General features: G+C 37.7%; 15 protein-coding genes. 3 read left to right on the top strand and 12 right to left on the bottom strand.

All coding sequences use genetic code 11. The features are described 5' to 3' along the window. Window positions 1–9 precede the first annotated feature (9 nt). The gene (locus tag ASE74_RS24310) at window positions 10–183 is read right to left on the bottom strand and encodes a DUF3606 domain-containing protein (RefSeq protein ID WP_200912259.1); all 174 of its coding nucleotides are present in this window, start codon (window positions 181–183) and stop codon (window positions 10–12) included. 104 nt (window positions 184–287) lie between these two features. Next, complete coding sequence (locus tag ASE74_RS04050; RefSeq protein WP_055904539.1) at window positions 288–1,499, bottom strand: glycosyltransferase family 87 protein; 1,212 nt, start codon at window positions 1,497–1,499, stop codon at window positions 288–290. A gap of 295 nt (window positions 1,500–1,794) precedes the next feature. Between ASE74_RS04050 and ASE74_RS04045 the strand changes: the two genes are divergently transcribed. Both ASE74_RS04045 and ASE74_RS04040 read left to right on the top strand, forming a co-directional pair. After that, window positions 1,795–2,016 (top strand): DUF3606 domain-containing protein, encoded by a 222-nt coding sequence (locus ASE74_RS04045; RefSeq protein ID WP_055904536.1) that lies wholly within the window; start codon window positions 1,795–1,797, stop codon window positions 2,014–2,016. Window positions 2,017–2,023: 7 nt separating this feature from the next. Continuing rightward, window positions 2,024–2,227, top strand: coding sequence for a hypothetical protein (locus ASE74_RS04040; protein ID WP_055904533.1), 204 nt, complete (start codon window positions 2,024–2,026; stop codon window positions 2,225–2,227). 7 nt (window positions 2,228–2,234) lie between these two features. Here the strand turns inward: ASE74_RS04040 and ASE74_RS04035 are convergent, their stop codons facing one another. The 7 genes from ASE74_RS04035 to ASE74_RS04000 all read right to left on the bottom strand — a co-directional run bounded on the left by ASE74_RS04035 (window position 2,235) and on the right by ASE74_RS04000 (window position 16,580). After that, entirely contained in the window at window positions 2,235–3,377 is a 1,143-nt protein-coding gene (locus tag ASE74_RS04035) for a serine hydrolase (protein ID WP_055904530.1), read from the bottom strand. A 66-nt stretch (window positions 3,378–3,443) separates the two neighbouring features. Beyond that, complete coding sequence (locus tag ASE74_RS04030) at window positions 3,444–3,905, bottom strand: VOC family protein (protein ID WP_235526001.1); 462 nt, start codon at window positions 3,903–3,905, stop codon at window positions 3,444–3,446. 544 nt (window positions 3,906–4,449) lie between these two features. Next, a complete protein-coding gene (locus ASE74_RS04020; RefSeq protein WP_055904522.1) occupies window positions 4,450–5,280 on the bottom strand; it encodes an aldo/keto reductase in 831 nt (276 codons plus the stop codon). Window positions 5,281–6,335: 1,055 nt separating this feature from the next. After that, window positions 6,336–7,769: a TolC family protein gene (locus ASE74_RS04015; RefSeq protein WP_055904519.1), complete on the bottom strand. Its 1,434-nt coding sequence runs from the start codon at window positions 7,767–7,769 to the stop codon at window positions 6,336–6,338. Further along, window positions 7,762–10,932 carry an efflux RND transporter permease subunit gene (locus ASE74_RS04010; protein ID WP_055904516.1) on the bottom strand — a complete coding sequence of 1,057 codons (3,171 nt, stop codon included), beginning with the start codon at window positions 10,930–10,932 and terminating at the stop codon, window positions 7,762–7,764. Before ASE74_RS04010 ends, ASE74_RS04015 begins: the two co-directional genes overlap by 8 nt. Before the next feature lie 24 nt (window positions 10,933–10,956). Then, the gene (locus ASE74_RS04005; RefSeq protein WP_055904513.1) at window positions 10,957–12,039 is read right to left on the bottom strand and encodes an efflux RND transporter periplasmic adaptor subunit; all 1,083 of its coding nucleotides are present in this window, start codon (window positions 12,037–12,039) and stop codon (window positions 10,957–10,959) included. A gap of 674 nt (window positions 12,040–12,713) precedes the next feature. Next, window positions 12,714–16,580, bottom strand: a complete 3,867-nt coding sequence (locus ASE74_RS04000) for a TIM-barrel domain-containing protein (protein WP_082458635.1) — start codon at window positions 16,578–16,580, stop codon at window positions 12,714–12,716. 752 nt (window positions 16,581–17,332) lie between these two features. On the opposite strand from ASE74_RS04000, the gene ASE74_RS03995 reads away from it, so the two are divergent. Then, entirely contained in the window at window positions 17,333–17,728 is a 396-nt protein-coding gene (locus ASE74_RS03995) for a LytTR family DNA-binding domain-containing protein (RefSeq protein WP_055904511.1), read from the top strand. Window positions 17,729–17,777: 49 nt separating this feature from the next. Here ASE74_RS03995 and ASE74_RS03990 read toward each other — a convergent pair whose 3' ends face one another. The 3 genes from ASE74_RS03990 to ASE74_RS03980 form a co-directional block, all read right to left on the bottom strand. After that, window positions 17,778–18,161: a hypothetical protein gene (locus ASE74_RS03990; RefSeq protein WP_055904508.1), complete on the bottom strand. Its 384-nt coding sequence runs from the start codon at window positions 18,159–18,161 to the stop codon at window positions 17,778–17,780. Between the two features lie 205 nt (window positions 18,162–18,366). Further along, window positions 18,367–19,155, bottom strand: a complete 789-nt coding sequence (locus ASE74_RS03985; protein ID WP_055904506.1) for an NIPSNAP family protein — start codon at window positions 19,153–19,155, stop codon at window positions 18,367–18,369. A 71-nt stretch (window positions 19,156–19,226) separates the two neighbouring features. Next, window positions 19,227–22,787, bottom strand: coding sequence for a family 43 glycosylhydrolase (locus ASE74_RS03980; protein WP_055904503.1), 3,561 nt, complete (start codon window positions 22,785–22,787; stop codon window positions 19,227–19,229). Window positions 22,788–22,806: the final 19 nt, after the last annotated feature.

Raw genomic sequence — 22,806 nt, 5'->3', positions numbered from 1 at the left:
TTTACTTCTTTATTTTTTTAAATAATCTTCAACTGCACGCGCAGAGGTACCAACAGTTTCTACTACTGCCTTGAGTTTATCTTTGCTTACGCCAAATTTGTTCGACCAATAATCTAGCTCATAACCTTCATTGATGTTGATCCTGGTGCGATCAGCATTTCCATTTTTTAGTTTATCATCCATAATAATTTTGATTAGACAGCTATAAAACAGCTTAAAAACAAAAAAGGTTTTAATACCCGTTTATGCAAACGGATATAAAAACCTAAAAAAAATAAAAATTAAACTTAATCTATCAGCGCAGATACCATTTCTGGTTCTGTTTCTTCTGCAAAGGCGAAACTATTTTTGGTTGAATTGTAAATAATTCTTAACCACACCAAAAAATATGGGAAGCTAAGTATAGCTAACGATAAGCGATGTGCTTTTGCATAGGTTGGAAAAAGCAATAATGGGAAATTACAGGCGGTGAACAGTAAAATTGGCAATAAAACATTTTTTAGGGGTTTATTATTTTCTTTTATATACCAAATGCCCACACCGGTTATAGAAATGATGAATGTACAATCTTCAGCCCCAGTACTAAAAAGGATTGGAAACAACAATACTGAAGAGAGGATCATCAACTGAAATTTGGGCTTATGAAAATTGGAAATGCGGCTAAAAGGCAACATAAACAATAGTGCACCCAAGCCTATAAAAAGCAGGTTGGGTATTTTAGGCAGATTGAATAATTGACGGAAAAAACCCATTATCGAAATATCTATGCCTATGCCGGTAACGTTATACATGTTTTTCCCTACCAACGAATTTTTCCAATCAACATAACTGTGCACAATAAAACCTGGAGAAGCAAACAACATTGGCAGTAAAAAAAGGACAACCGACCACATTAAGAGCCACATTATAAATGCAGGCTTTTTTTTGGCAAAGAAGAAGAATACCAGGCCCACTATACCGTAAAGTTTAATAAACGTACCTAGCACAATACAGAGTGCAGACCAGATTCCTTTATCTTTATTGATTTGAGTATAACTTAAAATCATTAAAGCCCCGGCTCCGGCATTAAATTGCTGATTGAGCATGGATTCGATTAAACAAGGCACGGCAATGTAACCAATCATCACCTTTTTATCTTCACTTAAAGGCAAAGTTTGAATGGCTTTAAAGAGTAAAAAGCAATTAAAAAGATTCCAGAATAATAACCCGATCCAATTGTGCATTAAGGCAAATGGGGCTATAAGCACACTAAAAATAGGGCCATAATGGTTCGCATCATCGTGCAGCTCCGGGTAAAAGCCATAAAACGATCTTTCATGTATCAGGTTTCTGAAAGTATTCTCAAAAATAAGATAATTGTTATACCGATGAGTTGCCCATGAATCAATTACAAATATGAGTGTAATCAGTACCCAGATAAATAATACAAAGCGATTGTCTTGATAAAATTTTCGACGCAAAAAGTCATCAGCTGGTTTGGATAGAAAATAATTTAGCATTGTAAAAATTATATTACATTACAATAATAAATATGCATTTTCACAAATCCTAATGTTTTGTAAGAAATACGTTACACTTTTTAGAAATATTTGTAGTGTTAAAAAACGACAGTTCTAAATCGATTTTAGATGCAGTTTTGCCTTTGTATTATGAGATGAATATCAACCTTGTGTAACCAACATTTAAGCAAAACGTCTCTTGAAATAATTTATTTGAATATCGGCTGACAAAACACCAAAACCAAATCGGATCAATATCTGTTTCTACAATAATACTAACCAAAATATCATAGAAATGGAATATCAAATTAATTCGATGAATGCCCGTAAAGAATTTATTGAGATTGCTGATGAACAGGATCGCAACTATTGGGCTGCCAGATTAGGCGTAACGGGAGATAAGCTTAAATCGGTTGTTAAAGCAATTCAAAGCATGGAATTTTCTATCCTGAAAGACTATTTAAGCATGGAAAAAGTTAAATCCGGAAGCACCTATCAAAGATTTGTTAACCAATAATAATTATATGAGTTTAAAGATAAATGAAAGTCAAAAAAGCGTTAATCTCAAAAGCCAAACAATTACTGATTGTACTCATTTGATCGACTTACCCCCTATTTCAAATACATTTAACCGTAAAGAGAAAGGTGCAGATGTAAGCAACCCCAAAGCAGCGATTAGAATTTTAACTGCTTTTACACATAAAAACGGATTATCCAAGTTGCTTTAACAGGGAGTTATTTTATAAAATCCTGATATAAAACATTAATGGCTTCCCTGCTAAAATCGGGAAGCCCATCAGTATATGTTGCATTTATACCGTTGGTGATGATTATGAAACCGAACTTTTCTTTCGGATTGAAAAACATTGTGCTATATAATCCATACGCAGATCCAGTATGGCCTTTTAATTTCACACCAGGAATCAAGTTATCTGCAGTTCTGATTGCAAAGCCATAACCTTCTTCGGGCGTAAGTGCTGTCTGCATTTTTTTTGCACTTTTTTTACTTATAATTTTAACGCCATTGGCTGTACCATAGTTCATATGCATGATCATGTATTTGGCAAGGTCGGTGGCAGAAATCTTCATTCCTCCCGTTGGCGAAAAAACCGGAGTTGTGTAACCCATAACATAATTTGCAATTTCTGTTCTTCTTGGTGCATAAGCTGTTGGCGATGGTGTGTACGTTTTAGTGTCTGCGTGGTATTCATACAGGTTAACAAACCGGGTACTGTCTAAAGAATCAACACAATAGCCTGCATATAGTCCGAGGGGTTTTAATACATGATTTTTTACATAATTATCAAAACGCTCTCCTGATTTCTTCTCGATAATAGTGCCTATAAGATTAAAATTAAGATTGCAATAATCGAATTTGGAACCTGGCTGGTAATCATTATAACATTTGCCCCAGTTTGGATTTTTATCGGGATTAATCAGGTCGAGATTTAAATAACCCTGCGAATCGTTTAAACTCGAGGTATGAGACAAGGCCATTTTCAAAGTAATCTTCTGATCAGGAAACTTCGGATTGCGGATTTTAAAACCCACAAGATCGCCAAAATCATCATCCAGGTTAATTTTACCTGCTTCTACCAGTTGCATAATGGAAGTTGCCGAAAATGATTTAGAGATCGATGCAATTCTGAATATATCCTGATCACTCAAAGGTGTTTTATTTTCTAAATCCTTAAGACCGAATGAATGGGTATAAATTATCTTACCTGCTTTAACTATAGCAACTGAAGCACCAACAGCACTATATTTTTCCATAACGGCCTTAAAATCGGCTTCACTTTTTTGATTTTGGGCGTGTGCAGGAGCAAATTTTCCGGCGATTAAAAATGTAACGAGCGCATATTTCAAATTAAATTTCATAAGCAAGATAGATCTGCCTTAAATATAGGTGGTAAGCAAAAATAAAGTTAACACGTAGTAAAAAATTTACTTTGCATCATTTACTTCGAGCCAATGTCCATCGGGATCTTTAAAATAAACCTGTTTTACTCCATCCACCCTTAAAGTGATTCCTTTTTCTTTGCCAGCCCAATCTTCAAAACGGATGTTTTTAGCATCGAGTTTTTTCACAAATTGATCTACTGATGGAACACTAAAGCATATATGTGCATTTTTATCGAAAACCTCAGTCCCTTTTGCGCCTTGTATTAAGTGCAATTGTCCGGCAGGCCCCAATGTAAACCAGGTATGGCGGTTATCTTTAAATGGCTCTGGAATTATTTTAAGGTTAAAAACACTTTGGTAAAAGGTGGTTGCTTTATTTAAATCGGTTACGTAAACGGCAATATGATTTAAAACGGCCGGTACATTTTCGGGTTCAGTTTGCGCCATGGCTTTTTGAAAAACAATTGAAAATAAAATAGCAGTAAATAGGAATACTTTTTTCATGTTTAAATATCATACTTATAAAGTGATAATTTTAATAACTTTTTAAATACATTTTTTGCTGTTAATACTGGCAGAGATGCAATTGATACTGTAAAGGTCGCGATCGATACTGGCAGACACGCAAACGATGCTGATAGAGGCGCAATCAATACTGATACTTCCGCAATTGATCCTGACAGAGACGCAAACGATACTGGCAGAGACGCAAACGATACTGGCAGACACGCAATCAATGCTAATACCTCCGCAATTGATACTGACAGAGGTGCAAACAATACTGGCAGGCACACAAACAATGCTGATACAGTCGCAATTGATAGTAGAAGGTACGCATTCGATACTGGAAGGGCTGCAACTGACTTTGAAAAGTTCGCGAATCTTTATTTAATATTCTTCAGCGCGATAAACTGAATTGTGAGGCTGTGTAACCGGGGCAAAACAATTGGATAAAAAAAGTTAATAGTGAAACGCTAAAACCAAAAAAAAATGGACACAAATAAACCTCGGTGCTTATCTGTATCCATCTGTGGTTTAATAAACCAAACTATTGTGCTAAACTGTCAAATTCTTCATCTGTTAAGTCGATCTCAATGGCTTTTAAATTCTCTTTTAAATGTTCTACTGATTTTGTGCCTGGAATCAATAGAATATTTGATGATCTTTTCAATAACCAGGCAAGTGCAATCTGCGCTGTTGTAGCCTTATGTTTTTCGGCAATGGCTTTGATTTTATCTTCCAATTTATGCGGACCAGAAGCCAATGGAAACCAGGGAATAAAAGCTAAACCTTGTTCAGCAGTAAAATCAAGCACACTTTCCCATTGCCTGTTGGCCAGATTATATAAATTTTGAACGGAAACGATTGGCAGAATATCCTGTACCTGTTTAATCTGTTCGATGGTTACTTCTGATAAGCCCACATATTTGATTTTTCCTTCTTGTACAGCTTCTACAACAGGGGCAAGTGTTTCGGCTACGTTTACATTAGGATCAATGCGGTGCAGTTGCCATAAATCAATCGATTCTACTTTTAAACGCTGTAAACTTCCTTCAATATCCTGTCTTATTTTTTCCGGATTACCGTTAGGAACCCAATTGTTCGGTCCCGGCCGATCGAAACCACCCTTGGTTGCAATAAATAGGTCTTTCTGAAAAGGGGATAAAGCCTCGGCAATTAGCGATTCGTTATATTTTGGTCCGTAGGCTTCTGCTGTATCAATAAAATTAACACCGTTTGCAACAGCTTCCCTCAAAACAGTTATTGCATTTTCACGATTTTCTACTTCGCCAAAAACGCCATTACCGGTTAATTGCATTGCGCCATAACCCAAACGGTTAACTTCTAAGTTTCCAAATTTAAATGTTTTGTTTCCCATTTTATTTTAGATATTTTGATAAATGTGTATACTAAATCAACCTTAAGTTGAGGTCATTGTTTGCAAAATAAATTTTATGATAAATAAATGAATAATGCAAAAATGGCCGGATAAACATACCGTCAACCTCGCGCAGGCGGGGATCTTACAACTCAGGTAATACAAAGCATTAAGATTCCCAATCGGGTTGAGAACTACGATTTATTTACCCGGTCGTCATTTCGAGCAAAGCGCAGCGTAGCCGAGAAATCTTTTAAAGTGAGTAAACAATCAAATACAAAGATTTCTCCGCTACGGTCGAAATGACGATTCGATTAATATTTTATTTAACTGTCGTCATCCTCGCGTATGCGGGGATCTTACAACTCAAGTAATATCGAAGCATTAAGATTCCCAATCAACCCGATAGCTATCGGGTTGGGAATTACGTTTTATTTATCCGGCCGTCATTTCGAGCAAAGCGCAGCGTAGCCGAGAAATCTTTTAAAGAAGCTAAAAATTAAATCCAAAGATTTCTCCACTACGGTCGAAATGACGATTCGATTAGTATTTTATTTCACTGTCGTCATCCTCGCGCAGGCGGGGATCTTACAACTCAAGTAATACAAAGCATTAAGATTCCCAATCGGGTTGGGAATGACGATTTATTTCTCTAGTCGTCATTTCGAGCAGAGCGCAGCGTAGCCGAGAAATCTTTTAAAGTGAGTATCAATTAAATCCAAAGATTTCTCCACTACGGTCGAAATGACGATTCGATTAGTATTTTATTTCACTCTCGTCATCCTCTCGCAGGCGCGAATCTTACAACTCAAGTAATACAAAGCATTAAGATTCCCAATCGGGTTGGGAATGACGATTCGACGAGTACGTTACGCCACACCGTCATCCTCGCGTATGCGGGGATCTTACAACTCTGGTAATATAAAGCATTAAGATTCTCAATCAACCCAATAGCTTTTGGGTTGGGAAATGACTATATAAAACAAAAAAGGCTGCCCGAAAAGAGCAGCCTGATTGAAATATAAGGATATTACGAATATGCAATTATAACAAGCTTAGTTCCATCCGCCACCTAAAGCATGATAGATATCTACAACAGCATTTAACTGTTGTTTTTTGGTTTCGATAAGCTCTAACTTCGATTGTAAAGCATCGCGTTGGGTCATTAGTACTTCAAAATAATCAGCTCTTGCGGATTTGAATAAATCGTTAGAAATATCAATCGATTGGGTAAGGGCTAATACTTGTTTAGACTTTAAATCGTAGCTTTTTTGCAGGTTATTAATTTTCGACATTTGGTTTGCAACTTCTATGTAGCCATTCAGAATGCTTTTTTCGTATTCATATACCGCCTGTAACTGTTTTGCATTTGCCGTAGAATACTCTGCTTTTATTGCATTTCTGTTAATCAGTGGTCCGGCTAAATCTCCGGCTAATGAATAAATTAAAGATTCTGGCGTTCTCAACAAATAGGAAGGATTAAAAGCCTGGTAACCAATTGCTGCCGAAATACCCAACGATGGATAGAACTGTGCTTTAGCAACTTTTACATCTAATTTGGCTGCGGCAAGTTCGAATTCTGCCTGCTTAATATCAGGACGGTTGGCCAATAGCTGCGATGGTAATCCTGCCTGCACCGTTGCTGGAACAAGATCTGTAAAGCTCGATTTATCTCTAATAATCGGCTGAGGAAAACGACCTAACAGGAAATTAATTTTATTCTCTGTTTCGGTAATATTCTGGAGAATATCAAACTCCAAACTTTTTGAACTCAATACTTCAGCCTCAAATTTACGCACAGCAAGTTCATTTACCCTACTGGCCTGTTTTTGAATTTTCATCAGTTCCAAAGCGTTCTTCTGTAGCTCAATGTTCTTTTTCACAGTTTCCAACTGGTTATCGGCAGCCAATAACTCATAATAAGAATTGGCTACTTCGGCGATTAAATTGGTAATTACAAAATTTTTGCCTTCAACAGTTGCAAGATAATGGTTTACTGCACCCTTTTTTGCATTGCGCAATTTATGCCAGATGTCGGCTTCCCAATTGGCCTGTAAACCAAAATGATAATCGGGCAATACCTCAGGCACTTCTTTGCCAGGTGTAATCTCTGTAGAGGCATCGCCTGCACCAGAGCTGGTGTAACGGCCAACTTTATCCAATCCTGCACCTACCCCATAAGTTACACTTGGCAAAAGCTCTCCTTTTCTTGCTTTGATTTCATTTTTCGCAATTTCAATATCCTGAAGCGTAATATTCAGCTCCTGGTTATTTTTAAGTGCGGTATCGATCAGGTTGATCAGGTTAGGATCAGTAAAAAACTGACGCCATTTTATGCCTGCTGTGCTTACCGTATCCTGCGAACCGTTAAAGGTAACAGGTACAGCTTTATTTTCGGCGCGTTGGGCCACTTCTGGCAATTTGCATGCTGTATATGTGGTGCATAACAACACCAAGCCAAGGCCTTTATAAATATTTTTCTTAAACATTATCTTCAATTTCTTCAGTTAATGGATGTTCTTCTTCAATTTTGATCAGCTTGTGTTTTGCTGCTATTGATCCGAAAATGTAATACAACCCAGGGATTACAATTACCCCGAAAATGGTTCCGAAAAGCATACCGCCTGCAGCTGCCGATCCTATGGTACGGTTACCAATTTTACCGGGTCCGGAAGCAATCATCAATGGAATTAAACCGGCAATAAAGGCAAAAGAGGTCATTAAAATTGGGCGGAAACGCACACTGGCACCTTCCATTGCCGCTTTTAACACCGTTGCCCCCTGGGCATGCCGTTGTGCAGCAAACTCCACAATCAGTACCGCGTTCTTCCCGAGCAAACCAATTAACATCACCATGGCTACCTGCGCATAAATGTTGTTTTCTAATCCTAATAATTTCAAAAACAAAAATGCACCGAAAATACCTGCTGGTAAGGAAAGGATAACAGAAAGTGGCAGAATAAAACTTTCATATTGTGCTGCAAGTACAAGGTATACGAAACCTAAACAGATCAGGAAGATGTAAATTGCTTCATTGCCCCTTGATACTTCATCTTTAGAAATACCTGCCCAATCTATACCGAAACCTCTTGGTAGCGATTTCTTAGCTACCTCTGTAATGGCACTAATGGCTTCTCCTGAACTGTAACCTGGAGCCGATTGGCCACTAATTTCGGAGGCATTGTACATATTGTGCCTGGTAATTTCCGATAAACCATACACTTTACGCATTTTAATAAAGGCCGAAAATGGAACCATCTCATCTCGGTCGTTTTTAACCGAGAGCTTTAAAATATCCTCTGGTAAAGCGCGATATTGAGGCAATGCCTGAACGATTACTTTATACTGGTGATCGTATTTAATAAAACTGGTTTCGTAATTACTACCTACAAAGGTAGACAGGGTGTTCATCGCGTTATCGATACTTACGCCTTTTTGTTGTGCAATATCATTGTCTACATCCAGCATATACTGAGGGAAACTTGCACTATAGAAAGTAAATACAGATGATAACTCTTTGCGTTTATTGAGTTCTTTTACAAAATCGTTGGCAACGGTTTCCATTTTTTTGTAATCGCCACTTCCTGCTTTATCTAATAAACGGAGCTCAAAACCTCCTGCGGCACCATATCCGGGAACTGCTGGTGGCTGGAAAAACTCGATTGTAGCACCTGGAATGGATTTCGATTTTTCTTCCAGTTCTTCGATAATTTCTACTGCCGAATGTTTACGTTCGCTCCAATCTTTCAGGTTAATTAAACAGGTACCTGAGTTAGATCCTGTTCCTTCGGTAAGAATTTCATAACCGGCCAAAGATGAAACAGATTTTACACCATCAATGTCCTCACACATTTTCTGCAATTTCTCAGCAATCTGGTCGGTACGCTCCAATGTAGATCCAGGAGGCGTTTGAATAATGGCATACACCATACCCTGATCCTCGTTCGGTATAAAACCTGAAGGTACACTTCCGCTTAAGCCCCAAACACCCAAACAGAAAGCAATCAATATTCCAAAGGTTAAAATTTTACGGCTCACCACTTTGGTCAATACCAATTCGTATTTACCCGAAAGTTTAGCAAAGCCATTGTTAAAACCATCTAATAAACGATCGATAATTGTTTTCTTTTTATTGGAACCATGATTGTTTTTCAACATAATGGCACACAAAGCCGGCGTAAGTGTTAATGCTACAATACCCGAAAGGATAATGGCCGTTGCCATGGTAATGGAAAACTGGCGGTAAAAAATACCCACCGGCCCCGACATAAAAGCTACCGGAATAAACACCGATGCCATAAGAAAGGTAATGGCGATAATGGCCCCACCAATTTCTTTCATCGCTTCTTGTGTAGCCCTTAGTACCGAAAGTTTCCGATCATGTTCCATCTTGGCATGCACCGCTTCAATTACCACAATCGCATCATCTACCACCACACCAATGGCCAATACCAATGCAAACAGCGTGATTAAGTTAAGTGTAATGCCAAAAAACTGCATAAACACAAAGGTTCCGATCAATGAAACTGGAACGGCGATAGCCGGAATAAGTGTAGATCGCCAGTCGCCAAGGAATAAAAACACCACCAGGCCCACTAAAATAAAAGCTTCTACCAGCGTATGGATTACTTTTTCTATTGAAGCATCGAGGAACTTAGATACATCGTAACTTACTTCGTAATCTAAACCTTTAGGGAAAGAGCTTGCCTTGATTTCGGCCATTTTAGCCTTTACATCCTTAATTACCTGACTTGCATTACTACCATAAGATTGTTTTAAAACAATTGCAGCAGATGCTTTACCATTTAATGTAGAGTATAAATTGTAAGCTGAAGCACTAAAATCTACATCGGCCACATCTTTTAACCTGAGCATTTCGCCATTGGCATTTGCCCTCAGGATAATGTTTTCATAACCTTCTTTAGTGCTAAAACGACCTGAATATTTTAACACATATTCGAAAGCCTGCGAACGTTTACCAGAACTCTCACCGGTTTTGCCTGGCGAGGCTTCTAAACTTTGCTCATCAAGCGCTTTCATCACCTCATCAACTGAGATTTTATAAGCCTGCATACGGTCGGGTTTTAGCCAAATCCGCATTGCATAATCCCTATCGCCCAAAATATCTGCAAAACCTACACCATCAACCCTCTTTAACTCTGCAAGCAAATTGATATCTGCATAGTTATATAAGAAATTCTGGTTCATTTTAGGGTCTTTACTGTACAAGTTAATGTACATTAACATGTTCGACTCTTCTCGGGTAATTTTTACCCCTTCACGAACCACTAAAGGCGGGAGTTTATTGGTAACTGCTGCTACCCTGTTTTGAACGTTAAGTGAAGCCTGATTAGGATCGGTACCAAGGTTAAATACCACCTGGATAGAGGCTTCACCATCATTACCTGCATCTGATGCAATATATTTCATGCCCGGTACACCGTTAAGTGCGCGCTCGAGCGGAATAACAACTGATTTAATCAGTAACTCATTGTTTGCCCCAGGATACTCTGCCGTAATGTTAACCTTAGGCGGAGAAATAGAGGGGAATTGTGTAACCGGGAGGTAGCTAATGGCCAACACACCAAGAAACACAATAATAAGCGATATTACTATAGAAAGGACGGGCCTTTGTATGAATTTACTAAACATAAAATAAGTATGGGAGGGTTTAGATTATTCTGTTTTCAATCTCAATTGTTTCATCACTTCCTGAGGCTGCTGGAATTTGAAGGCAATTTTATCATCGTCTTTAACCTTCTGCACACCTTCGAGCAAGATTTTATCTTCCGATGTTATGCCATCTCCTATGATGTACAAATCAGGAAGTTCGCCAGCAACGGTAATTACCTTAGAGTGTACTTTGTTGTTTTTATCAACCACAAACACATAGGTTTTGTCTTGAATATCGTAGGTTGCTTTTTGTGGAATCACCAAAGCATTTTTTAGTGGAACAACCATTTGGATTTTACCGGTTTCGCCGTTTCTCAACAGGTTATCCGAATTATTAAATCTGGCCCTGAAAGCAATGTTTCCGGTTTCGTTGTCGAATTCACTTTCAATAACTTCAACTTTACCTTTCGATTTTAACAATTCGTTGTTGGCCAATAATAAACTAACTTCTTGCTGCCCCTTTGCTTTTGCCGCACGCTGATAATTTAAATATTCTGGCTCTGATACGTTGAAATATGCAAAAACCTGACTGTTATCGGATAAGCTGGTTAACAATGCGCCTTCATCAACCAAGCTTCCTAACTTTAATGGAATACGATCAATAGTACCATCAAATGGTGCCCTGATTTCGGTATTTGATAAATGGAATTTTGCCAGCGAGGTTTCTGCATTTGCAGATTGCAGTTTTGCTTTGGCCATGGCCAGTTCGTTTTTCGAAACAATGTTTTTATCAGACAGCATCCTGGTGTTTTCCAGTTCGATTTCTGCCGATTTGGTTTCAGCTTGTGCCTTTAACAATTCTGATTGAGCTGCTTTAGGCATAATTTTAAATAAAATCTGACCTGCTTTTACATGCTGGCCTTCATCTACATAAATATTCTGAAGGTACCCTTTTTCCTGGGCCCTAACTTCTATGTTCCGGACAGATTTAATCTGCGAAACATATTCCTTGGTAAACGAAGTATCCATTCTTAGCGGCGTGGTTACCGCATAAGTAGCTACTTCTTCTTTCTCTTCTTTTTTCGAGGTACAACCCGTTACGTAAAGCAAAGTACACAAGCCTAAGCATATGACAACTCTTTTCATTTTTTTTTGTTGAATGGTTAAATCTGATTTATTTTTTCTCTAATTAGTTTCGGTTGGCAACCGATTTTTTGATGAAAAAAGTATAATACCGCAAGGCGGAATACAATTTGACTTCAATAAATTTTGGTTACGCAATGATTTAATTCGAAAGCGAAATAAATGCATATTTATGAAGTTATAATGAAGTTGATCTTCAGATTTGAATTCTCAATTTTGTGTTTTGAGCCCTGAAGTAGTGCATTTCGGATTTAAACGAAGGATTTAAGTGTGTTTTGTGGTCAGATTACACTTTTATAAGTGAATTTACATGCAAAATGAGGATTGCCAGCTCAAAAAACCTCGATGCCGGCATTTAAAATTATTTTTCGGAGCCTTATTAAAATCAATTTGTTGACTGTTAACCAACAATTCTTTAGCGTGAAAATTTAGATGATATTGATTCTGGAATAATTCAGTCATCATTCTGAGTAGCATGAATTTCAGGCTAAACAGTGATCAATTATCGTTTAATTTTTGCAGACAGTAAGCTATCGAGCAAAGTTTTTGTAATCAATTATTGCTGTTACATAAAAAGGAGCAGAAACGATTGGTTCTACTCCTTTTATTCTCATTGTTCGAAAGGTATTTCTGTACTTAATTCTGTTTTAGCATCCTCCAACTACAATCCTTATGTATTAAAACTTAACAAAGTTGAGGTTTTTATCTACTAAAATGCCTTCACTAAGCTTTAATCCGAATTGTAGCTTACGTTTTGCCTTTAATTTTATTATAAATAAATCTGCTGATCCATTTAAAGCATCTTTATTACCGATGTTTACAAAAGTTGGGTATAAAACCTTGCCACCATTGGTATGCAGGCGATCGTTTGTTAGGTTTTCCATTTGTTTAACATTTACATTTTGTACACCTATAAAATCATAATCCTGCGCAGAATATGGCAATGCAAAACTTAATGCATTTACTGATTTAAGGTTTATGCCTTTTACTTTGACTTCGATAATTTCATCTTTATTGTAAACCTGTTTTGCAGTACTAATATCCAATTTACCTGCTACTTTATCAATTTTGGCATTACTTATACCGCCATCAAGCTGAGTTGCCACAACTGAGATATCGTAAGCATCAATCAAATTGTTTTTATTAATGTCGCCATTGCTAATGTAACCTTCAAAATCAGCATCGCCCTTTTTTAACCCAGTATAATTGGTATAAGAGGTTAAGTCATTTCGGTCAATTAAACGGTCGTTGTTAATATCTCCCGGAAGATAACTTTCAGTACCTGGAACTTTAAATACATAAAGTTCGCGCCCCGAGCCAAAACCACCTACACCATCTGCCACAGCAATTTTAATGTAACGTGCGGTTGGGTGTGTGCTAAAATTAAATATTTTCACATCTCCATTGTTTGCCCACTCAAATGCACCTGCCTCTACCCAGTTTTCTTTATTGTTGCTATAATAAACTTTTCCTTTCAACAATATTCCATTACCTCTACCTGAACGCGGGAGGTATTGAAATTTTCCGAGCTGATTTACTGATTTCAAGTCGATTATCATATCAAAAGGAACAGCCTTTGCACCCCATTTGGTATGCCACATGTTGCCTTCATCAAAATCAAAAAGTTTATCAATTTCCGAACCGCCCTGATTTTCTGCTGTAGTTTCGGCAACAATACCCTGAATTGCAAATTGTAAAGGATTGGATTTGGTGCTTGCTTTAAATTCGGTCCAATCTGAGTAGCCATCTTTATTTACGGCACGCAATTTAAAGGTATACGCTGTTTCTGGCGATAATCCATCAAACAATAGCACTGTATCCCGAATGGTGGTGTAGTGCATACCATTAAAATCGATTTCATAAAAATCGGCATTGTTTATTTTAGTCCAGCTTGGGCTTAACGAGTAGGCTTCCCTGTTTTTCTCGTTTACAGCAGCATTTATTGGAGCAATTAATTTTCCTGAACCAACACGTTGTTTATCTGTTGGTTCGAACTTAAAGCCATCAATATTCAATGTAACGGGGCTGATTGTTATATCGGTTGACTGAAGTTTTAACAATAATTGAGGATTTTTAACAATGGCAACTTTTTCGAACTCGCTTCCTTTTGTAGCAAAACGGTTCAAATTTGGTGCTGCATCATAAAAATATACGTTTGTTTGCTTCAAAAATTCATCTTTTGAGCTTACTTCGGCTAATTTGATTTTATTGTTTCCAATTTTTGCAGTCAGCCTTTTTGCTTTTTCGGTCAGGTTTACAACAAATTCGGTTGTTTTCTCCTTAACAAATCCTTCAAAATCACCTTTTGTGGGTTGTATAGTGACTGTAACATTATTCTTTTCATCTAATTCTGATGTGATTAAAGTTGATGCACCTTTACCTAATTTATAGGCTTCTGTTGCACCATCATCATCATATTCTGTAAATTCAGTTTTTCCAAAAGGATACAGCTCATAGGTTCTTTTTGCCTTATTAGTTTCAGAAACGTTGTTATTTGCATTTGCCATCGGAATTATTGCACCATTTTTAACAAAAACAGGGAGTTTCCATAAAGGGGCTGCAAAACTGTTCAGAATACAGTTTCCGGTATATTTTTCACCCGTAAAATAATCAATCCAAATACCCTCTGGCAGGTAAATTCCATTGCGGATATCATTTCCAAGCTCATCTGATTTCGTTGCCTGGTAAATCGGTGCAACTAAGAAAGATGGACCATAAAGGTATTGGTACTGGGTAGAAATGCCTTTTGTAAAGGCATTGGGATATGCCAGAAACATAGCCCTGATCATTGGAAGGCCGGTAACAGCTTCTCTGGCAATGCTATAGGTATAGGGAATGAGTTCTGATTTTAATTTTAAATAATTGCGGTTAATGGATGCAACAGGTTCGCCCAGTGCATGAGGATATTTTTCGTTGGCACCCCATCCATCCATGTTTAATTCCATGGGGGTAAAGGTTTTCCATTGAAAATCTCGCGTATTAATGGTTGGATTTTTACCACCAAAAATGCCGTCCATGTCGGAAGTAATATTTGGCTGACCTGATAAGCCAGAGCCGATATAAGTAGGAATATGAAAACGGATGTATTCCCAAACTCCACCTGTTTGGTCGCCAGACCAAACGCCTGCATAGCGTTGTGTACCGGCCCATCCATCTAATGATATAATGAACGGCCTGCTGCTATTGCCATAATAAGGCATGATCTGCGCAACATCTGCAACACCGTTTAATCCGAATGAATAACCTGCTCCAACCCAGGCTACATCTGTTTTTAGAACCCTAACGCCTGCATCTCTGGCTTCTTTAATGATATCTCGTTGTAATAATGGACTTATTTCTGATTTTGGATGAAGGTCAGATTGTGTCCAAAGTCCAATTTCTACTCCGTTTTTACGTGCGTAATCACCGAAGCTTTTTAAATTCTGAATGTTACCATCTAATGTTTGTGTTTGGCCATAACCAGCACCGTAACCATCATTTGGCAATAACCAACCCAATGGCATGTCATTTTTTTTATAGCGATCAATTACTGCACGTGCCGAGAACTGGTAGTTATTTTTTTCGCCATTAAGTGATTCTTTTATTCCTCCATTATCTTTTTGGCTTTCTTTATACCGTTTGCCGTCCTCAAATAAGGTTCCTTTTTCATCTTCTTTCCAAAAATCGCGGTTATATGCATTTAAATGTCCTTGGTAAAACCCGAATTTGGGAAGTAAAATCGGGTTTCCTGTAAGCTGGTAAAAGTCGTTCAATAAAGCAGCAGCGCCATCGCTTACCATAAAAAAGGCATCAAGATAATCCATGTTATGAACTAATTTCACCAATCCTTTTTCTTTTGCGCCAAAGTTGTAATTCCCTTTACTGAAAGTATGCCACATTACAGCGTATCCATTGGTAGACCAGTAATAAGGTGTTGGGGAAGCAACTCCCCCATCTGTCCAGCTGTTTTGATTTTCGATAGCAATGGCTTTACCTTTATGCGAAAAACGTCCGTTTTGCACACCGCCTCCATAAAAATATTCCTCAGGGTTTTCTTTCAAGCTAAGCGTAACCTGTCCTTTTTCAAATTGGATCGGACTCAGTTCTTCTACCGCCACAGCTTGTGTTGCCAGGTTAATAATTTTAATCAGTGAGCTATTTTTATCAATAAGCACAGTAATCTTAGCCGTAGTTATAAACAGCTGATTGTTTTCATCCTTAATAACAAGCTTTGAAACGGGTTTACGTGGATTTTCAACCAAAATTTTTGCTTGGGGCTTTGCTTCAGGATTGCGGATAAAGCCACCCTCGGGGTCTTGAAAGAGGCGAAAAATATTTTCTCCGTAAAAATCTAACGTTAAACGCTGATTATCTGAAAGCAACAGCTCTACTGTTGTGGTATTGATCTTTTTTGCACTGAGTACTGTTGTATTTTTTTGAGCTTCCTGCTTAGTTTTCTGAGCCGAAACAAACAATGGAGCGGTATTTAGAAAAAATACAAAAATCAAAACAAGTTTAGAGGGATTTATAGTATTAAAGCGTTTGTAAAAAGGATATAGGGTCATTTACAGTTAAAATTTGGTTATGTGTTTTCAGTTGAGCAACTGATTTAGCTGCTGTAGGATAAAGTTAACAAACACCTGAATGGAAATGGTTTATTTGTAATGACAAAAACCGCGCAATCGTTTGCCTATCTAATTTTTTACCAGGAAAGGGTATGTTTTTTGTCTGATCGCAAGAATTGAGCATTAGCATACTAAACTATGTTCAAAGATTTCTCCACATGCGGTCGAAATGACGATCTATARYARATTATTAGCGTAAAAAAAATATGCTTGCGCTCGTTTCTCAAAAGTGCATAAMTAGCTCTACGATKATATCRTTGTAAACGATTTGTTATTCAACGCTCGTTGAAACGAGCGTTAGCCTACTAAACCATGTTCAAAGATTTCTCCACTGCGGTCGAAATGACGATCTATCATTATCAACTGTCCTGCTGTATACTGTATCCAATACATCAGCGAGCGGCATATTGTACTAGCCCTATGTAAAAATTTTAACACAGTTTAAGTTAAGGCTCTCCTTGATTTAAGTTATAAGATGTAGTTTAAATATGAGAATAATGCTCAAACAATGCAATCAGCTAGGTTTAACTCCTACATATTAGAAAATTTAGAAGAGAAGCAAGCAAATACTTTAAGCCTTTGTATAGTATAAAATTAACCAAAAGGCCTAGCCATGCAATTTAACGCTATTAAAACGCCGAAGTTTATTCAAGTGGCAAGCATTTTGCATAAGTTTAATAAAACAACTATTAATGAAACTTTCAGTACCCCAGTCCTATAGCTGTGTAGTTATAGATGATAGCCGAATGAGCAAGCCGTTATTAGAGCAGTTTATTTCTAAAATAAATAACCTCGAATTAAAAGGCAGTTTTACAGATTTGGTAGATGCAATGGCCGCTTTTTGGAGCTATGGAAAAGTAGATTTTCTTTTTTTAGATATCCAGATGGATTTATCAGGAATTGATGTAGCCCGGATGTTGAAAAACAGTTTCGAGTTCGTGGTTATTTTAGGAGATGAGACTAATGATGCCATTGATGTTTTTGCTGAAAACTGTAAATTCTTACCTAAGCCGCTTGATTTTAGCAAGTTTGAAGATGCCATTAATCAGTTGGTACTATTGGGCAAAACCAACAAGGAGGTTTTTTAATACCTGCTTGTTGAAGCAGCTAATTACCTTGCTGTTTTAATGTTATTAATTAATCACAACGCTGTGCTACCATATAAATTTTATATTTTCTTAACCTGTATGCACCATAAAAGCCCGAAAGTAATAATATGTATTCAGTAAGCGGACAAGCAATAGGCGACGATGTTGCGGTAACAAAAGTATAGGTATACAAATCATGTTCTGGTCCAAACAGTACAAACTGACACGATCCCACTCTGCTTAGTAACTGAACTCTTGGGCACGCTGGTGCTGAGGTTTGATATTGGCGTCCGCTAACTTGATAGTAACCTAAAAAAGTATCGATGTAAAATGTACCTCCGGTTGTTGTACCGATTAAACATCCCTGCTGTGCCTTTAAACGTTCGAACGATAGGATGAGCAGTAAAAACAAAGAAAAAAAAGCCTTCCACATATCTGACAAAATGATATACAAAATTCAGAAAATGCTTTTTAAAAAAAATCAATGAATGAAACTGAACAAGCTGTCCAAAAAAGAATGAATAGAAATCTTTGACGGTATTTAAGTATAGAGGTTGTTAGGCTACTCAACTTTACCGTTAAAGATTTTTACTTATGGTTGTGAAAGAGGAACTTTTCCGCTGATGATAAAGTTTTGACTATATATCAGAATAATCGGTTGGGTAAACAAATTTCGTATCATTTTTTGACACATTATGTTGGTACTCTGGCATTGCAGACAGTTTTTTCCAATAATCATCGGCTGAGAAAGCTTTCCAATGGGCATCTCTATCTGCTTTATTTTCGAAAGTGGTTAAGTACATCAGATTTGGCATGTGGCTGCCAGACAATACTTCGCCATAAAATACTGCATTAAAATTAAGTCGTTTAAACAGTCCTATTTCATCTCCCTTATTAAACATTTGGACTTTATTCTGAAAGTATTTTTCAGTTGGGGCTTCGTAACTTCTTAATTCATATACCCGCTCTTTCATCGGAGATTTTAGCTTTGGCAACATAAAATTAGGTGCGTTTTCAAAAGCTTTTAAAACAATTGATTCCAACCTTTCGTAAGGCACATCCGAATAGGCGGCATCCAGATAAGTTTTACCATCAGTTGCAAACTGCTGATCTTTGGCGAGTTTTTTATCAAGATCTAAAATCCCGTTAAATGATTTTAAAGGAATAAATACATAAATCAGCTTTTCTGTAACCGCAGCAGGATCAGTTATAACTGGTTTAAACACCCCTACTTTTGCTATTCCGGCTCGGTGCAAGGCAGGCAAGTAGGCATTTTGTAAATAGTTATCTACAGTTTGCTCTTGTGCATCGGTTTTTAAATGGTAAATTTTAATCTGATAGAAATCTAACTTAGCAGCATTTGCAGCAAATACGTTTGACAATAAAATCAGAAAAAACAGACAGGTAATTTTAGTTTTTCGCAACATGATGATAAATGGGATATATGATTAGAAGCGAAAAATAGAAAAAAAATCAGGTAAAATTTAAAATGTATTCCTTATTTCTGCTTTATCACGCTAAAATTACTAAACGTACCATAACCACTATTTTCTCCGTAAGTAGCCTGGTAAAGGCCAACCTGAACGGTACCATTATTTATACCCTGCCAATTAATGGGGCTACCCGGTAATTCTTTCCAGTTTTTACCATCATTGCTGGCCCGAAGGTAAAACACATCCCCTTTTCTTTGGATCTGTAAATATGGAAAAAAGTTAAAGCCTGATGCATTGTTCTCCTGTTTGCGGCCATTTTGATTTAAATTTGTAGTTATATTACCGATATTCCAACCCAACATTACGCTATTTTGGATTAAGGTATTATCCTTATCCAATCTAACCATTAACCCTACATCATTGGCTCCATTTGCTTTTTTTTCTTTCAGGCCGCTCATGTCTTCAATTTTTACTTCAGCAATAAAATTACCCTGAACATTTTTGAACAGAAACGGCCCCATTGGTTTAGCTCCATCCCAAAAGGTTTTGGTAGAGGAAATTTTAATGGTTTCGTTTTCTTTTACGGCCTGATCAACCTCACCCATCAGTCCATCCCAAAAGGTTGATGAAATTGTTTTATTTTTAAAGTCATAAGCTAATGCCGATTTATCTTTATTGATCTCGAACAAATTAATATCGGTACTCACCTGCCCCGAAAGTGTGCTTTCGCTCACGTTACCTAAATGATCTCTGGCCTGCACGGTATAGCTATATTTTCCATCCTTGGCAACATCATAATCGATGTAGTCGGTTTCATTTAACCAGCTACTTTTACGTTTACTTTGGTTTTCGGTAAACTGGTACTGAATAAGGCTACCAGGTAATGTAACAGGTGCAGCTGCCATACTGATCATTGTAGGCGAAACAGCCTGAGGCTGCTCACTAAAGCTGGCTTTGCTACGGTGGTTGAAATTTAATTTCCAATCATCATACTGCTTTTTTACCTCCAGGGGCGCAAATGCGTAGTCGTATACATAAAAACCGCCTATTGCAATATCAGTTCCTTCTGCTTTAATGTAGCATTGGTTATTTGGATTTTTAATAAGGTTGATTTTCTTCTGAGCAGATCCGTCTATGTAAAGTTTGAAAGATTTTCCGTCATAAACACCCGTTACATTGCTCCATTTTTCTTGCCCGATGAGTTTTATCATACCGGAGATTTGGCCTAAGTTTAAATAAATATTACCATTTCGATTTGCCAAGGTTTGCAGCACAAATGAGAATGGCTTAGAAAAATTAAGGGGTAATGTGCCGCTTCCATTAAATTGCAGTTGATTATCTTTTTGCAAAGTAACACGCATTAAACCATTTGTAACCCCAACAACCGCCTTTGTGCCATTGCTTATTAAGTTACCAAGTGCATATCCTTCATTTTTCCAACCGGTTACCGGTCCATCTTCTAGGCTTGCAGCATTTAGGTAAACGGCAGCATGGCTATTGGTTTCTGCTTTGGCCATGCGCGCTATTTCTCCTGCACCCAAAGGTATATCATACAACTTTAAATTGGCCAGTGCACCAGAAAAACCAGCAATATTATCTTCATTTACCCCAAGGAAGAAATTACTTAACCGATCGATAAAGAGCATTTTTCTTTCTTCGTGGTCTAACTTTCCATCTACAAACAAACGTTCCATTGTACCATCAAAAGTGAGTGCAATATGGTGCCATTTGCCCGCTGCAGGCAGGTTATTGTACTTCATATCTGGCCATCCCCAATGCGAAGCAGCCCCCCACTTTGGATGTGAGCCATATCCGATTGCAGCATTTGTAAGATCTACCCCACCTCGGGCTGTCCAGGCTAAAACAGGTTCTTCAGGAGCAATATCAGGGTTGTATACCCACATGGCCACACTAAAACTACTGTTTCCTTTTAATGATGGTGGTGCAACGAAGCTTGATTTCATTCCGGACTTCGATTCAAATAAAACCGCTTTTTTACCCGCTATAATGGCGGTAACCGGATTGCGAAGCAAAGCTGAAAAACTGCCTTTTAACTTTCCCTTATTTTGCCATTGGTGAACAGTTTCTCCAGTTTTAAAGTTATTCGCATCTAAATCAACCAATAAACCCTGTGGATGGTAGCGATTTAAATCCTCAGGTTTTTTAACAACAGTAACTGTGGCAGGTTTGTAATCGTCGTTATCGAAAATTTTAATGTTCCACAGTGCTTTATTTAAACCCGGGTATTCGGTTTCTAATATTTTTAATTTGATGTAACGGGCTTTTACCGACTTAAAATCAACCATCGGACTGCCGTGCCGGGTATTTTTACTTCTATCGGCATAACTCTGCCATGTTTTATGATCAATGGAGTAATCAATCTGATACTGGTAATACCAGGTTGCATATTCAAATTGTGTATGAATACTTTTAACCGGTTTTACACTTCCCAGGTCTATTTCCAATGTAGCAGGACCAATATTGTTTTTGGCTTTCCAAAGTGTACCATTGTTATCATCAACTGCATAAGCTACTTTAAAATCATCACTATAAAATGAAGAGCCTTTTACTTTTGCGCCCAGTGCCAGGTTTGGATGCGGATTTACATTTTTACCTAAAAAACCAACTCCAGTATGGCCAGGTACAAGTGCTTTAATGTCGCCCGCTTCATCAAATTCCATTTTATCTGCTGCAACTTGCCTGTGGTATCCGCCTCCTGCATGTGGGTTATTATGGCGGTGGTAAACCATGTAAAAATCATCACCTTGCTGCAAAACAGATTCGTGCCCCGGGCCATGCACAGTACCATCTGCACTGGTTGTAAGTATGGGATTATTTTTCCCAAATACAAACGGCCCCATAGGTCCGGTTTTGCTCATTACATACTGAACGCGGTAAGAACCATCTTCGCAATAGCCAGAAGAATAGGTTAAATAATAAATCCCTTTTCTTTTAAACATAAAGGGTGCCTCAAAAAAATCTTTTGCTACAGTATTGGGTATTTGAGCAAGTTTACTAAACGATTTCATGTCGGGATTTAGCAGCCCTACACCACACCCATGATTGGGATAGATGCCCCAGGTGCCCCAATACATATAATATTTGCCATCATCATCTTTAAAAGTCTGCCCATCGAGCGTAATTACATTTGGCACTAAAAAATTGGGAACAATGGGCTTGCCTTTTGGTAATAGCGAAACCCACGGACCAACAGGTGTTTTGGAAGAAGCACCAAAAATTTCTACCGGCTGACAGTAGTAGAGGTAATACCGGCCATCGTTACCTTGTGTAACATCTGGTGCCCAATAGTGATGGGTTGTGGGCCAGTTCATATCCTGTAATTGCCAGTTCACAAAATCTTTAGATATCCATACCTGCGACGGACCAAAACCGCCGCCATTGCCATCTGTTGTGGCATAAATGTAATAGGTATCTCCAAATTTTTTTACCGTAGGATCTGCAAAATAACCAGGTATAATTGGATTGCCATTACTGGGCTGGCGATAATCTTGTGCGAAAAGAAAGCAATTGGCCACAATTTGTATACTGAACAACAAAAAGTATTTTAATGGCTTAAATGGCCAATTACTTACTGCATACATGATTGTTTGACCAAGTTTCTTCATGATTTTATAAACCCTTGCA

It is taken from the genome of Pedobacter sp. Leaf216 (assembly GCF_001421515.1).
Taxonomy (GTDB): domain Bacteria; phylum Bacteroidota; class Bacteroidia; order Sphingobacteriales; family Sphingobacteriaceae; genus Pedobacter.
The sequence above is the reverse complement of the archived record's forward strand: the minus strand, read 5'-3'. Positions and strand labels throughout refer to the sequence as shown.

Excerpts from the sequence above, each read along its gene's own strand:
- ASE74_RS24310 (WP_200912259.1), bottom strand. The coding sequence starts at position 183 with ATGGATGATAAACTAAAAAATGGAAATGCTGATCGCACCAGGATCAAC.
- ASE74_RS04050 (WP_055904539.1), bottom strand. The coding sequence starts at position 1,499 with ATGCTAAATTATTTTCTATCCAAACCAGCTGATGACTTTTTGCGTCGA.
- ASE74_RS04045 (WP_055904536.1), top strand. The coding sequence starts at position 1,795 with ATGGAATATCAAATTAATTCGATGAATGCCCGTAAAGAATTTATTGAG.
- ASE74_RS04040 (WP_055904533.1), top strand. The coding sequence starts at position 2,024 with ATGAGTTTAAAGATAAATGAAAGTCAAAAAAGCGTTAATCTCAAAAGC.
- ASE74_RS04035 (WP_055904530.1), bottom strand. The coding sequence starts at position 3,377 with ATGAAATTTAATTTGAAATATGCGCTCGTTACATTTTTAATCGCCGGA.
- ASE74_RS04030 (WP_235526001.1), bottom strand. The coding sequence starts at position 3,905 with ATGAAAAAAGTATTCCTATTTACTGCTATTTTATTTTCAATTGTTTTT.
- ASE74_RS04020 (WP_055904522.1), bottom strand. The coding sequence starts at position 5,280 with ATGGGAAACAAAACATTTAAATTTGGAAACTTAGAAGTTAACCGTTTG.
- ASE74_RS04015 (WP_055904519.1), bottom strand. The coding sequence starts at position 7,769 with ATGTTTAAGAAAAATATTTATAAAGGCCTTGGCTTGGTGTTGTTATGC.
- ASE74_RS04010 (WP_055904516.1), bottom strand. The coding sequence starts at position 10,932 with ATGTTTAGTAAATTCATACAAAGGCCCGTCCTTTCTATAGTAATATCG.
- ASE74_RS04005 (WP_055904513.1), bottom strand. The coding sequence starts at position 12,039 with ATGAAAAGAGTTGTCATATGCTTAGGCTTGTGTACTTTGCTTTACGTA.
- ASE74_RS04000 (WP_082458635.1), bottom strand. The coding sequence starts at position 16,580 with ATGACCCTATATCCTTTTTACAAACGCTTTAATACTATAAATCCCTCT.
- ASE74_RS03995 (WP_055904511.1), top strand. The coding sequence starts at position 17,333 with ATGAAACTTTCAGTACCCCAGTCCTATAGCTGTGTAGTTATAGATGAT.
- ASE74_RS03990 (WP_055904508.1), bottom strand. The coding sequence starts at position 18,161 with ATGTGGAAGGCTTTTTTTTCTTTGTTTTTACTGCTCATCCTATCGTTC.
- ASE74_RS03985 (WP_055904506.1), bottom strand. The coding sequence starts at position 19,155 with ATGTTGCGAAAAACTAAAATTACCTGTCTGTTTTTTCTGATTTTATTG.
- ASE74_RS03980 (WP_055904503.1), bottom strand. The coding sequence starts at position 22,787 with ATGAAGAAACTTGGTCAAACAATCATGTATGCAGTAAGTAATTGGCCA.